Source organism: Tenacibaculum sp. 190130A14a (assembly GCF_964048965.1).
GTDB classification, from domain to species: domain Bacteria; phylum Bacteroidota; class Bacteroidia; order Flavobacteriales; family Flavobacteriaceae; genus Polaribacter; species Polaribacter polynesiense.
Window position 1 is genome coordinate 1,160,011 of record NZ_OZ040189.1, and the last position, 13,410, is coordinate 1,173,420.

Here is a 13,410-nt window from a genome sequence, read left to right on the forward strand (position 1 = left end):
GTGGATAAATTGATTAAATACATAAATGGTTACGTAACACTTAATACAGAGGAATTGACTGTTATTTTGTCTTTTTTTAAAAGAAGAGTATTGGAAAAAGATAAGTTTATTATTAAGAAGGAACAGGTGGTAACCGATTATTATTTTATCGTCTCTGGAGGAGTAATTATTTATGATATTGAAGATGATATACAGTATACAAGATATTTTGCTTTTGAAAATGAGTTTATAGGTGATATTGTTAAAATAAAAGAGAAAAAGCGTTCTAACTCATATATAAAAGCTATAGAAAAGACTGAGTTATTCAGTATCTCACATACCGATATGGAAATGTTATACGATCGATTTCCTTTATGGCAAAAGTTTGGAAGATTGTTATGGGAAGATGCATTTGCAAGCGTCTTGTATGGGATACATAATTTTCAAACTTTAACCGCAAAAGAGCGTTATTTAGATTTGCTAAAACGTTCAGATCTTATATTCAGAGTACCATTAAAAGATTTGTCTTTGTTTTTAGGAATAACTCCACAATCACTAAGTAGAATACGAAAGGAAATAAGTACTAAAAGAGAGTAACCTGAACTTCATAAATACCATTAGAAATTCTAGAACCCAATGTAATTACCATTTTTTTAGATTTTGATCGAAATAGCTATAGCATAATTACATGTTATTTGTAACGATTTTATAGAAAATGAACAGTCATTGGTATTAATTAACATTTGGTAATTTAAGGAAAAGAATATCAGACAATCTTTGTATTAAACTTAATTAATACAAATAAAATGATTGTAAGAAGAATAGTAGTTATAGCCTTATTTCTGGCCTCGAGTATGTTTGGACAAGTAACAGGAGAGGTTTTTGTTCCAAATGAAGATAGAGATATGTTTTATGTTCATTATACTCCAGAAATAGAAGATAATTCGCTTTATGAATATGAAAGAATAAGTGGGAAGTTTGGATTTCGACCAATAAAAATCGGTAAAATTAACTTTTATAATACTATTGGTATGGATTATCATTCCATATTTAATAAGAATAATAATCTCTCTTTTCTTAGGGGTAAAGAAAAATATTATAACATAAACTACAGTTTATTAACGCAATACAGAGTTTCAAGAAGTTGGACCATAAATGCGTTGTTTTTACCACATGTTATTGGAAATTTTAATGATGAACTAACCGAAGAAGATGTAAATATTAACGGAATTTTATTTGCTGAGAAAATATTTAAAAGTAAAAGGAATAAGAATTATTATGTATTAAGCTTTGGGGTCGGATACCTCACTCTATCTGGAAAAACACTAGTGAATCCAGTTGTCAATTTTACAGGGAATATAAATAATAAAGTAACCTTTACAGTAGGTTTACCAAATACTTATATCAAATATAATTTCAATAAAAAGCATAGTATAAAATTGTTAGGGGATTTAAACGATTTTACAATGAGAGTAAATAAGCCTTTTATCCAAAATCAATTGAATAGTGTAAGAGTACATAAATCAATTTTTACAACAGTTACAGCAGGAATAGAATATACCTATTGGTTAAGTAAAAACGTTGGGATTATGGGGAGAGGTACTCATTCTGTATATGAAAAATACAGTTTTGAAGATGTTAATGAAAACGTGTTATATGAATATGATACTAATTTGAGGAGCTATGTTACTTTAGGATTAAAAATTAAAGCATTTAATAAGTAAAATAGAATGGGAAATAGAAAATTAGTATATAACAACTTTACTGCAAAAACATTTATGTTATTAGTAATTCCAGCATATGTTTTTCCTGCATTGATGTCTTGGTTATCAGGTTGGCTTTTTAAAAACTCAGTATTAATGAAAGCAAGTTTTATAAGTATTGCTATACCTTCTTTAGTAGCAACCATAATAACTTACGTATTGTTATGGCAAATGAAAGTATGGCAAAAGTTTCCAAGTAAAAAGTATACAAGGGTATTGTTTATGACATTGTTATTGTTGGGAATTGCCATATTGGTAATTCAGTTATTCAGTTTGAACAATATTGTATTTGATATTCTATTGTCAACGGTTTTAGGAACTGTAATAACCACTTTGAAATTACCATTAAAAAAATAAATAGTATATGAGTTTAGAAAAGCCAACAATAGTTGTTTTTGGAGCAACTGGAACCGTAGGAGCTGAGGTTTTAAAATTATTGAGTAGTCGTAGTTGTTTGGTGAGAGGCGTGTTAAGAACTCCTTCCAGAGATTTACCAATTAGATTAAATGAAACTAATAACAACATTACATATGTAGCAGTTAATTTAAAGTCAAAGGAAGAAATAGAAAGAGCTTGTATTAATTCTGATACCATTTTTTTATTAACAGGAACATCTCCTTGGCAAGTAAATTTTGAGACAAATATTATAGAAGTAGCTCAAAAGTTAAAAATAAAACGAATAGTAAAATTATCAGCACCTGTAATGCCGAGTAACATTCATGTAGAGGTAAGTGATTGGCACAGACAAATAGAAAGAACACTTGGCAAAAGCGGTATTGATTATTGTTTGTTACAACCACATTCTTTTATGCAAAATTGGGAACGAAACACCTTCACAATTAAATATTTTGGAAAAATATTTGGAGTGATGGAAGAGGCAAAACGAAATTATGTAGATGCCAGAGATGTAGCAGAAATAGGAGTAGAATATTTGCTTTCTGATAAAGAGTTAAATGGGGAGGCAATTGTTATTTCAGGACCTGAAGCAATTTCAAATAAAGATATGGCTAATAGGATTTCACATGTAACTGAAAAGAAAGTTGTTTACGAAAATATTTCAAGAGAAGCTTATTTAAAAAAGTTGACAAAACAAGCGAAATTACCCATGTGGTTGGCAAGACATATAATAGAAATAGAAACTTTAGCACTAAAACAAACTGAACCAACAACTGATACTGTGCAAGTAATATTAAATCGACACCCAAGAATAATGGATACTTATTTACAGGAATCAAGACATAAATTTATGATTTCCAAGTGGAGAGGATTCTTTTAAAAGTATAATGTTGAATAACTAAAAAATCCTGCTAGAGCAGGATTTTTTTTAGTTTATATAGATAATGAGTTATTTTTTAATTACAGAGGAATTTCTAAAGAAAACCGCATTAGCGAAAAATAGTTTACCATTTTCCCAAAAAGCACGGAAAAGAGGATTGTCGACCATATAAATTATACTTCCACGACCAATTTGTTCTTCACCAAATAGTAATGACTCTGGAATTTTTTCCAATGCCTTCTTTCCAGCAAAACCGGAGATGTTTTTAGTGTCTTTTGTAAAGTAGGCTACATTTCCACCTTTTTTAAGATATTCATAGCTTGTATTTCCTAATTTTAAAGAAAAGTATTGATTACTATAACCAAAAGCTAAAGGATGCGTGGCATCTACTTTACTCTTAAATATTGCTCCAGTAATGAGGTTATTTGTACTTTGTCTTTCTAATTGAGCATAAGGAGTAAGATTGGCTTTTTTAATCTTAGTTGTATCACCTTTTTTGGTTTTTAATGCAAACTGTTTCTTATCTGCAAAACTGCGCAAAGCGTTTCCGATAACAATAGTAGTTCCTCCTGTACTCATCCATTTTTTTAATTTTGTCAAAGCTCCTTTATTCAAAATACTTCCATAGTACCCATTAGGAATAATTAAAACGTCGTAGTTGTTTAAGTTGATTTGATTTAATCTCTCGGTATCTAATATATTTATTGGGTATTTTAATTGTTGTTCAAAAAAGTGCCAAACTTCTCCAAAACTTAAAGAGGAAGTACCTTTACCAGATAATACAGCTACTTTTTGTTTATTTATTGGCTTTACACTATAAGAACCAAAATCGACTCCTGAACTAACAAAACCAGTGTTTACAGGAGTAATCTCTCGATGATTTTTGTTGGCAATGGTAATAAGTTTTACATCAAAATTTTCTAAGTTTTTATTGTCATGTCTCAAAACAATTAAACTTCCTCTATCATATGATTTACCTCCGATAGAAAATGGTTTCTCAGAAAAACGTACTTTGATATTTTTATGAAGAAGAGTAGCTAAGAATGTTGCATCTTCTAAACTATTCCATTTGCTAACATAAGCATACGAGTTTGGAGATGCTGTATTATTATTGACTTTAATGCTACTGCTTTTTACGGAAGCAACTTTCTTTTTTGAAGCTAAAGCTTGTATTCCATGAGCATATGGTAAGGCCCATGCTGTGATATCATAAGTTAAAGAATCTGCCAATTTAGCATTCGGTTCAAAAAGAGCTTTTACCATTTTTCCTTTAGGTTGATCTGTATGAATAACAATATCTTTTGAAGTAGTTTTTAAGCTTCCTGTTTTTGAAGTGACATAATTATATCCATTTACCTTTCCTGGAGAAGTAGTCTCATATTGAATTTCATGTTTATCTAATAAATCTGTAAGACGTTTAATTTTATCCGCATTTTGATTTTTTAATACATAACTTTTATAAGTAAGATTTTTTGTGTTGAAAAAACTCTTAAACTCACTATTCAGTTTAGAAGCATTTTTTGAAGCGATTTCAACAGTAGATAAACCTGTTGTATTATGGTGTTTTATGCGGTCTACTAAAGTAAGTGTATATCCATGGTCTGTATCAATTCCTAAACCAGCCATTCCGTGTCCAGCTTGTTCGTAGGTCATTCCGATTGCTCCCATAAAGGTAGGATAGGTATCACCATAACTTGGGTATAATAGGTCAAAACTTTCTTTGGTAAAATATAACCAATTGTTTCTGTCGAAATGTTTTGCATGATTTTTTCCTATTTGAACTTGAAAATCGCGTTGCCAATCAGAAATAATTTCATGGAAAGGTTCTGCTGCGGGAGCAAAATAGTAAGGGTTGTTTATATATTGCTCATGAAAGTCAACATGAATATGAGGTAGCCATTTGTTATAAATTTTTAAGCGATGTTGAGTTTCTATTTGTGTAGCCCACGCCCAATCTCTATTTAAATCAAAAAGATAGTGATTTGGTCTTCCTGTAGGCCATGGATCTCTGTGTTCCTTTGCTTCTTGATTAGTGTTGTAAGGTGTACTACTTACTTGATTATACCAATTAACATATCGATCTCTTCCATCTGGATTGATACAAGGATCTATGATTACCAATGTGTTTTCTAGATAAGATTGTTTTTGAGTAACCAATTCATACAAGGTTTGCATTGCTGCTTCTGTACTAGAAGCTTCATTTCCATGAACGTTATAGCTTAACCAAACAATGGCTATATCATTAACTTCTTTAGTATTAGAACTATTGGTTTGTGAGATATTATTGTTTCTAATTTCTTCTAGTTTATCAATGTTTTTTTGTGATGAAACATAGGTTACATATAATGGTCGATGTTCGTTAGTTTCACCATATTTTTCTAAAATAACATTGTTTAAGTTTTTACTCACATAAGTAAAATAGTCTACCACTTTGTGGTGTCTTGTAAATCGTTCTCCCATTTCATAACCTAAAAACTCTTTTGGAGATTGAATTTTTTGTGCAAACAACGTAAGGTTAATTGTAAAAAGGAGTAGTAATAGTTTATACTTCATTATAATTAATTTGATAGCTCTGTAAATGTAAACAATAAAAAGATTCTTTTTTATTCGAAACTAATGATTAAGCTTTTTTTAGCAATTTTTTTTAATAAACTTTGCTCTTATGAAAAAAGCATATTTTAATTGGAGTTCAGGGAAAGATTCTTCTTTAGCATTATACAAGGTTTTACAAGAGCAGGAGTTTCAAATAGACAAGTTGATTACGAATATTAATAAAGACTATCAGCGTGTTTCAATGCATGGATTACATGAAAGTTTATTAGAAGCTCAGGCAGAAAGTATTGGAATTCCACTTGAAAAAATAGAATTCCCTGCAGATGTTACGATGGATTTGTACAATCAGAAGATGAAAGAGAAAACTTCTGAATTAAAAGCTCAGGGATATGAGCATGCTGTTTTCGGAGATATTTTTTTAGAAGATTTACGTACCTATAGAGATTCAAAATTGGAAGAGGTTGGAATTTCAGGAGTATACCCTCTTTGGAAAAAGGATACGAAGACTTTATTGTATGAATTTTTAGAGCTTGGATTTAAAACAATAACAGTATGCACAAATGCGAAATTGTTAGGAGAAGAGTTTGTGGGAAGGATAATAGATGAAGATTTTATTAAGGATTTACCTGATGCTATAGATGTTTGTGGAGAAAATGGAGAATTTCATACTTTTTGTTTTGATGGGCCTATTTTTAAAGAACCTGTACAATTCGAAATAGGAGAAAAAATCAAAAGATCTTACACGTTAAATAAAGATGATTCTCAGAATTGTCATTCGTCAACAAAAGAAAAAGTAAAGAGTTATGATACGAGTTTTTGGTATTGTGACTTGAAAAAAATCTAAGAGATTAATTCTCTAGTGTGAAGAAGAAGGTGGTTCCCTTGTCAATTTCAGAGGTTAGCCAAATTTTCCCACCATAACTACTCACTATTTTTTCAACAATAGAGAGTCCAATTCCAATAGAGTCTTTAGTGTTTTCAAGTTTTTGAAAAGCATCAAAAATTTTAGAATGGTATTTTGGGTCAATTCCTTTACCATTATCTTTTACATAGTAAATAGTTTTTTCATCTTCTTTGTGGAAACCAATTTCAACAATTCCTTGTTCCTTATTGTTGTATTTGATGGCATTATCTAAAAGATTTTGAAACAACTGTTGCAATCTATGTTTGTTAGCAAGTATTGGAGGAATATTAGGAGTTGTTTTTATTTTAATATTTTCAGGAACATTAATGTACTGAATAAGATCCTTGATGAGTATATTTAGGTCTATTTCAGAAAGATTAAAATCATTTCGCTCAATAGTAGCATATTCTAAGATACCCTTTACAAGTGATTCCATTTTGTAAATGTTTTCACTTATAGAATCTAGATATTGAAATGCTTCTTTATTTAAACTTTCTCCATGATCTTCCTTTAACCACGTAAGTAATGTTTCAATATTTCTTAAAGGAGATCTTAAATCATGAGAAACGATATGAGCATAATTACTAAGGTCTTGGTTTTTCTCTTCTAATTGTTTTAACAATCTTTTTTTGTTTTCAAAAACAGTACAAGCTTCAAGGGTATTTGCTAATTTGTTTATGACGGGTAGTAATTGCTCAGAGTTCTTTTTAGAAATATTAGAAGTGTTGGAATACAAAAATAGATAACTGTTTTGATGCAGTTTGTAAATGACAATAGTTCCTTTCAATACTTTTATAGGAACTAATATTTTATACTTTGTATTGTATTCAATAATGGTATAACCGTTTATTGAAGTTAAGAATGTTTTTAAATGAGGATCTAATTTGGAGTTAATGGCATGACCATGCGGAACAGAATATTTTTTACTGAGCTGATTTTTTTCATCTAAATTAAGAATCCAGCATGCATTTAAATTTCTTCTATGTAAGAGAAGTTTCAAGAAGGAGTCGCAGTTTTCATAATAATCAAGAGATTTACCTATGCTCATTGAATATTCATAAAGACGTAGAATATCTAATATTTTGTTGTCCCTTTCCATTTATTCAAACAAACCAACTACGATAGTTTTATTATAAAATTCGATATACCCATTTCCATACGAAGAAATTTCGCCTAATGTTAATGCACCACTTGTAGGAATTGTAGGATGTTTGCTATGAATGGCTTTTGAAACATTTTCTAATTCATGTTTAAAATCATCTTTTAAATAAAGAATTCTTGAAATACAATCTATAACCATAGCAAATTTTGGGAACTCTGCTTGATTGGCTACAGTTTCACCTGCAGTTTTAGCAGCATGGATTAGTTGATTTTTATTACCTTTCATAATGTTAATCATGGTGTTTTCTTCAACTTCGCCAATACATACCAACGAGTTATCATCATCTATGGTTAAAGGGTCTCTAATAATATAATCTGTTCCTTGTTTTATAACACCAATAGGATAGCCCATAGCTAGTTCGAAAAAAGCGGTATCACTAAATTGTTTTCCAGAATCTTCTTCGACTACTTGCTTGTAAATGTCAAAAGGAGTTTCCCAATTAATACCTTTAATAGTGTTGTTGTTAGCCTTTGTTACAATAAAAGGACCATCTAATTTTTCCCATCCATGTTCTACACCAATAGAAGATTTCATTTCCATTAAACAAACAACAGCAGCGTCCTCTAAGAATCCTTCTTCTGAAAATATACAAGGTTTTTGTTCTAAACTTAAACTTCCAGTGCCCCCACCAAAATAATTCGTTCTCATACCATATTCTTGATAGAGTTTACTCAAAAAGTTTGAGATGTTTGAGGTAAGTCCGTCAACAAAAGTTATTAAACTATAATGTCCATCATCTTTAAAATTAGTCGGTTTAATTTTAAACTGTTTTTCTCGAATGTTTTTTACGGTATATGTCTCAATCACGTTAGACAATTCGTGAACAATAATACCTTCATTTTGAACATTATTTTTCCAAATAATCATTGGAAAAATTCCTCCTATAAACTTGATGTTGGCTTCAATTAAAGAATCAATAAGCTTATTAATATCAATATTAGTGTGTTCACCAATAGAAATTAAGGCAGTATTATTATTTACAAAGCTTTTAATATTTGAAGCTATTTCATGTACATCTGTTGTAGTTAAATGGAGCATATTTTTAAAAGTTAAGCAATAACCGAATATACTCAGAAGTTAAAAAAGAGTAATTGAAATTAGATGAAAGGTAGCTTTCTATAGATGAATGGAAAGATTGTAGGGTTAATTGTTGATTAACTTTCGTTAAAATGATTTAGAGAGTTACATAAAGGAACAATCTATATAATCTGTAATCATGTGTAGTAGAAGCCCTATACCAATAATATTAAAAGGTCTCTTTAGAAAGAGTAATATCACATATAGAATAATTGCATAATAAGTATGAAGAGGGTGGAAATTAATGCTACATCTGTTTGGAGCAAAAATAGGATTTGCTAATAAGTGGTCTAAATCGACAAGCATAGTAGCTAACAAGATAAGACTTACTTTTTTCCATTCATTTCGAAAAAAAGTATAGGCTATAATTATTGGAAATCCAAAGTGTAAAAAATAATGAATAAACGTTTGCATTTACAACAACTTTAACTAACCGCTTTTTCTAGCGCTAAAAAATGAGTTGTATTATTATTTGCTTTTAATGGGAAAATTTTTAATTCACATGTATAGCTTGATTGATCTTTTTTATAATTTAGAATGATTTCTGTGAAGGGTTTATTTTTTAAAAGTTTTTTACGAATACGTTCTCTAGAAGCATTAGATGTTTTTTTTCCTTGTAAAAATGAAGGAGATTTCCCAATGGCAAATGCTGTCTCATACCCAGTCATTTTTTCAAAACCATTATTCACCCAAATTATTTTTTTATCACTGTTGGTAATAACTAAAGATTCGTAGATATTACTTTTTAAAATTTGGTTAATACTATTTTTCCATTCAAATTTATCAGCTAGATTTTGGACTTCTTTGAGGTCCGATCTAAGTGTAGCATTATTAAATAAATCTTGAATTCCCCAACTTAATAAGTTTATGTTTTGTTTCGTTGAAGTAGGTATTAAAGAAGAAAGTCTATTGTACTCGTCTTTATGCAAAGAAGATAAGTACAAATCTAAACTCATCATATTATTAAAATCGTTTTTCATAGAAGTGAGGTGTTTTTTGTTATTAGAAAGATAGCTTTAATATTTAGCAGGGCCAATATTTTTAGAACTACTTTTTATAAACTCACGAAGATCATCATTTGCTTTTTCTAAATCTTCCTTTCTAAGATACATCATATGTCCACTTCTATATCCTTTAAAGGAAAGACGATTTTTAAGTTTTCCGCTAGGGTCAATTTTACCCATAGTATATTTAGCAGCGGAATATGTTGTGGCACCATCGTAATAACCAGACTGAACTAAAACGTTTAAATAAGGGTTTTGTGCCATGACTTTACGTAAGTTTTCTCTAGCATTATTATTACTAAAATCCCAAGGGCGAACCGAACCGAACATATTGTATTTTACATCAGTTTTGAAGTTTAGAACATTTTGAATATAATAATTAATGGCAGGAGTAAATGAATGAAGCCAAGAAACTAATTCTGGACTATAATCAGGGGAAGTTCCTGTTTCACGTCTATCAATTCCCAGGTATCTACTATCTAATCTTCCTATAGTTTTACCAGAGGTTTCTCTTAATAACTCTTTCCAAAAATAACGGTTAGGTACTTCTAAATTATGTTTTAAAATGACTTCTTTTTTTATACCTGAATAATACGCCATTTTCTCAGCAACGGTGTTTTTTTCGGTTTCACCAATGTATCCTCCTTTTGCTAAAGCAGGGAGTAATTGGTTAATTGAAAATTGTTCAGCTTCAGGTAAAATTTCTAACAAGTCTTTTTGTTGTAAAGCAGGTGGCAACATTTTATGATACCAAGCTGCAGCTGTAAAGTAAGGGAAATTTATGGCGTAATCTTCAGAACTTTGAGTTCTTAATAATTGATAGTCGGCTGGGGAAACCATAATAACACCATTAAGATACATCCATTGATTGCTTTGTAATTCATGAGCTAACTGCATTACTCTTGTTCCTCCATAACTTTCACCAATAATGTATTTAGGAGAGTTCCAACGATTATTACGAGTTACAAATACATTTAACCAATCAGCCAAATATTTCGCATCAGCATTAATTCCAAAAAAATACTTTTTATCTACTTTTTCTTTAGGAGCAACTATAGGTCTTGAATAAGCTGTGTTAACAGGATTTACAAAAACAATATCCGCTTCGTCTAAAATAGAATATGGATTGTCTTTGATTCCATATGGTTGAATTGGGTTTCCTTCATCATCAATTTTTAAAATTTTAGGACCTGTATAGGCAATATGCATCCAAACGGAAGCAGAACCTGGACCTCCGTTAAAAGACATGATTAAGGGTCTTTTTTCTCTGTTGGTTACATCGGTTCTGTAATAATAGGTATAAAACAATGTTGCTTTTGCAATTCCATTAGCGTCGTATACAGGTTGTGTTCCTGTTTGTGCATTATAAGGAATTCTTTTTCCTTTTATCAAAACAGAATTAGAAGTAGTAACTGTAGTGTCTAAAGGAACTCTTTTATCCTGTCCAATGGTTAGTGTTGCACATAATAAAGCAATTAAAAAAAAAGTATTTTTCATTATAGTTGTTTGATTGGAAGCCTAAAAGTATCAAAACTTCTCAAAAACACCTAATCCGAATAAAGCAAAATCATATTTAACAGGATCTTTAGGATCAAATTCTCTTAAAGTGAGGTCTAATTCTTGAATGGCTTTCCAATCGTTTTGTTTTCGTTTGAGAATTTGAAGTTTTCTTGCAATGTTTCCTGTATGTACATCTAGTGGGCAATGCAAATGAGCAGGAGAGTGGCTATCCCATATTCCAAAATCAACACCGCTCGAATTATCTCTTACCATCCAGCGTAAAAACATGTTAATAAAGGTAAATTGTGTGGTTAATTAAAATCAATAATTTCGTCTTTTAACAACTCAATTAACTCGTATTTAAATTCTTTTATTTCAGCTCCTTGATACTCACTATTGAATGGGTTTATTTTATCTATTTCACCAATAGATAGTTTGCTTTCATTTTGCAAACCTTTAATATCAATATTATCTTTATCTATACCATAGTATTCTAATAAAGCAATATCCATTTCTCTATCTTCCTCTAGTTCTTTATTAGTGTTGGATTTATTTCTGTACTTAGATATCCAGTACCATTTATTAGCTTTCCAATTCGTCATAAAAGAAGAAACCTCATCATATCCTTTATATTTTACATCCAAGAAAAACACTCCCATTTTACCTTCCTCTTTATAATGCTTGATATTAATCTTTTCGATAAGAGAATGTATTATTCTCTTAATATCATCAAAACTAGATTCTTCTGTATATTCATTTAGTAATCTTTCTGTTCTATTATCTCTGAAATTCGACTCTGTGAGTATAAGTTCTTCTTCTAATGTTTGAATTAATTTAATTTGTTCTTGCTTTTTTTCTTTTAAAACCAAAACATTTGACCGAACAAATTCGTCATCTTTAAATTCAGATTCTTCATCAAACATCATTTTATATCCTTTAATTAACTGTTTCTCTACTTTTTTAAGAACTTCCTTTTCTTTTTCTAATTTTTCTTTAATCTTTTCATGTTTAGATTCTGGTTTAGGTAAACTTTCTAAATATTTTTTTAAATCTTTTGTCTTAAAAAGATGTTTTATAATAAAGCTATCTAACTTACTTATATTAATACTTCTGGATTCTTTACAATTAGAGTTTGGGTAAACTTTTCCTTTGCATTTATAAGCATTATCTCTGCTGGTTTTACGTCTTTTACCTACAAATAAACGTTCACAATGATTACAAGTGATTAATCCATTTAATAGATAATTATAATGTGATTTTTTTCCTACGTTTTTTTTATTTACTGCTAAGTTATCTTGAACTTTTTGCCATAATTCTGGTTCTATAATATTAGGTACTTGCGAAGAGATTAATTCCACTTTAACCTTTGACTTAACAATTTCTCCGTTTACATTTTCAATTTTATCTTCATAAAGATTCCACTCTCTGACACCTTTGTAAATTTTATTTCTGAGAATATCACTTATTACATTGCCTCTCCATTTAACAGAGCCTTTATCATGAATAGTCGTTATACCCGTGTATGAATCTTTTCTCGTAATTTCTCCTTTAAAATTTCTACTATACTTTGTAGGGATTCCTTCGTCATTAAAAATATTAGCTATAGTATATGCTCCTTTACCTTCTAAAGATAATTCAAACATTCTCCTAACGTGAATAGCCTCTTCTTCATCAACTACATAATCATTATTACTAGATTTTTTATATCCATAAGGTTTGATACCATGTGTTTTTCCCTCCATTGCTTTTCGTGCATTAGCTAACCGTACTTTTTTTGACGTTATTTCTGCGTAATAAGCATTAACGACTGACATTAAGCTTGCAAGCATCCTATTTGCAGAATTGTTTAAATCAAAGAAAGAACCATTAGGATAGTATTTTACTTTTTTATTCAAACACTCTGCTACAAAGAAGTCCCAAGTCCGTGAATTTCTCTCTATTCTAGATTGGTCAATGCAATAAATGTGTGTTATTTCATCTTTTCTTATATCTCGAAATAAATCAGATAAACCATCTCTTACGCTCTCATCTTGAGTTCCACTAATTCCATCATCTACATATACTTGATATTCTAAACCTAGTTCTTTAGCACATTTTATTCCTCCATCACGTTGGTCGTCTATAGTGTATTTATCTTTTCTATTCTTTGATGTTCTACAATATATTCCTAGCATTAACTTTTTTATTTAATC

12 protein-coding genes and 1 pseudogene are annotated in these 13,410 nt (G+C 29.9%); 5 read left to right on the forward strand and 8 right to left on the reverse strand.

All coding sequences use genetic code 11. From position 1 onward, the window contains the following. From ABNT22_RS05590 to ABNT22_RS05605, 4 genes are all read left to right on the forward strand, one after another. Positions 1 to 576 (forward strand): Crp/Fnr family transcriptional regulator, encoded by a 576-nt coding sequence (locus ABNT22_RS05590; protein WP_348714916.1) that lies wholly within the window; start codon positions 1 to 3, stop codon positions 574 to 576. A 209-nt stretch (positions 577 to 785) separates the two neighbouring features. Continuing rightward, positions 786 to 1,703, forward strand: coding sequence for a hypothetical protein (locus ABNT22_RS05595; RefSeq protein WP_348714918.1), 918 nt, complete (start codon positions 786 to 788; stop codon positions 1,701 to 1,703). 6 nt (positions 1,704 to 1,709) lie between these two features. Further along, positions 1,710 to 2,099 carry a hypothetical protein gene (locus ABNT22_RS05600; protein WP_348714920.1) on the forward strand — a complete coding sequence of 130 codons (390 nt, stop codon included), beginning with the start codon at positions 1,710 to 1,712 and terminating at the stop codon, positions 2,097 to 2,099. A gap of 7 nt (positions 2,100 to 2,106) precedes the next feature. Then, positions 2,107 to 3,018, forward strand: coding sequence for an NmrA family NAD(P)-binding protein (locus ABNT22_RS05605; protein WP_348714922.1), 912 nt, complete (start codon positions 2,107 to 2,109; stop codon positions 3,016 to 3,018). A gap of 69 nt (positions 3,019 to 3,087) precedes the next feature. On the opposite strand, the gene ABNT22_RS05610 is transcribed toward ABNT22_RS05605, so the two are convergent. Next, positions 3,088 to 5,571 (reverse strand): M14 family metallopeptidase, encoded by a 2,484-nt coding sequence (locus ABNT22_RS05610; protein WP_348714923.1) that lies wholly within the window; start codon positions 5,569 to 5,571, stop codon positions 3,088 to 3,090. A gap of 109 nt (positions 5,572 to 5,680) precedes the next feature. On the opposite strand from ABNT22_RS05610, the gene ABNT22_RS05615 reads away from it, so the two are divergent. Then, entirely contained in the window at positions 5,681 to 6,415 is a 735-nt protein-coding gene (locus tag ABNT22_RS05615; RefSeq protein ID WP_348714925.1) for a diphthine--ammonia ligase, read from the forward strand. Between the two features lie 4 nt (positions 6,416 to 6,419). Here the strand turns inward: ABNT22_RS05615 and ABNT22_RS05620 are convergent, their stop codons facing one another. The 7 genes and pseudogenes from ABNT22_RS05620 to ABNT22_RS05650 form a co-directional block, all read right to left on the reverse strand. After that, on the reverse strand, positions 6,420 to 7,574 hold the full coding sequence (locus tag ABNT22_RS05620) for a sensor histidine kinase (protein ID WP_348721657.1): 1,155 nt from the start codon (positions 7,572 to 7,574) through the stop codon (positions 6,420 to 6,422). Beyond that, positions 7,575 to 8,675, reverse strand: a complete 1,101-nt coding sequence (locus ABNT22_RS05625; RefSeq protein ID WP_348714929.1) for an FIST signal transduction protein — start codon at positions 8,673 to 8,675, stop codon at positions 7,575 to 7,577. It abuts the gene before it with no gap. Positions 8,676 to 8,819: 144 nt separating this feature from the next. Next, a complete protein-coding gene (locus tag ABNT22_RS05630) occupies positions 8,820 to 9,128 on the reverse strand; it encodes a DUF6122 family protein (protein ID WP_348714931.1) in 309 nt (102 codons plus the stop codon). Positions 9,129 to 9,139: 11 nt separating this feature from the next. After that, positions 9,140 to 9,694 carry a PAS domain-containing protein gene (locus ABNT22_RS05635; protein ID WP_348714932.1) on the reverse strand — a complete coding sequence of 185 codons (555 nt, stop codon included), beginning with the start codon at positions 9,692 to 9,694 and terminating at the stop codon, positions 9,140 to 9,142. A 36-nt stretch (positions 9,695 to 9,730) separates the two neighbouring features. After that, positions 9,731 to 11,215 carry a S10 family serine carboxypeptidase-like protein gene (locus ABNT22_RS05640; RefSeq protein WP_348714933.1) on the reverse strand — a complete coding sequence of 495 codons (1,485 nt, stop codon included), beginning with the start codon at positions 11,213 to 11,215 and terminating at the stop codon, positions 9,731 to 9,733. Between the two features lie 30 nt (positions 11,216 to 11,245). Beyond that, positions 11,246 to 11,512, reverse strand: a pseudogene (locus ABNT22_RS05645) (DUF2400 family protein); the annotation flags it as partial. A 17-nt stretch (positions 11,513 to 11,529) separates the two neighbouring features. Next, the gene (locus ABNT22_RS05650; protein WP_348714934.1) at positions 11,530 to 13,392 is read right to left on the reverse strand and encodes a recombinase family protein; all 1,863 of its coding nucleotides are present in this window, start codon (positions 13,390 to 13,392) and stop codon (positions 11,530 to 11,532) included. Positions 13,393 to 13,410: the final 18 nt, after the last annotated feature.

Excerpts from the sequence above, each read along its gene's own strand:
- ABNT22_RS05625 (WP_348714929.1), bottom strand. The coding sequence starts at position 8,675 with ATGCTCCATTTAACTACAACAGATGTACATGAAATAGCTTCAAATATT.
- ABNT22_RS05650 (WP_348714934.1), bottom strand. The coding sequence starts at position 13,392 with ATGCTAGGAATATATTGTAGAACATCAAAGAATAGAAAAGATAAATAC.
- ABNT22_RS05610 (WP_348714923.1), bottom strand. The coding sequence starts at position 5,571 with ATGAAGTATAAACTATTACTACTCCTTTTTACAATTAACCTTACGTTG.
- ABNT22_RS05630 (WP_348714931.1), bottom strand. The coding sequence starts at position 9,128 with ATGCAAACGTTTATTCATTATTTTTTACACTTTGGATTTCCAATAATT.
- ABNT22_RS05620 (WP_348721657.1), bottom strand. The coding sequence starts at position 7,574 with ATGGAAAGGGACAACAAAATATTAGATATTCTACGTCTTTATGAATAT.
- ABNT22_RS05595 (WP_348714918.1), top strand. The coding sequence starts at position 786 with ATGATTGTAAGAAGAATAGTAGTTATAGCCTTATTTCTGGCCTCGAGT.
- ABNT22_RS05605 (WP_348714922.1), top strand. The coding sequence starts at position 2,107 with ATGAGTTTAGAAAAGCCAACAATAGTTGTTTTTGGAGCAACTGGAACC.
- ABNT22_RS05635 (WP_348714932.1), bottom strand. The coding sequence starts at position 9,694 with ATGAAAAACGATTTTAATAATATGATGAGTTTAGATTTGTACTTATCT.
- ABNT22_RS05615 (WP_348714925.1), top strand. The coding sequence starts at position 5,681 with ATGAAAAAAGCATATTTTAATTGGAGTTCAGGGAAAGATTCTTCTTTA.
- ABNT22_RS05640 (WP_348714933.1), bottom strand. The coding sequence starts at position 11,215 with ATGAAAAATACTTTTTTTTTAATTGCTTTATTATGTGCAACACTAACC.
- ABNT22_RS05600 (WP_348714920.1), top strand. The coding sequence starts at position 1,710 with ATGGGAAATAGAAAATTAGTATATAACAACTTTACTGCAAAAACATTT.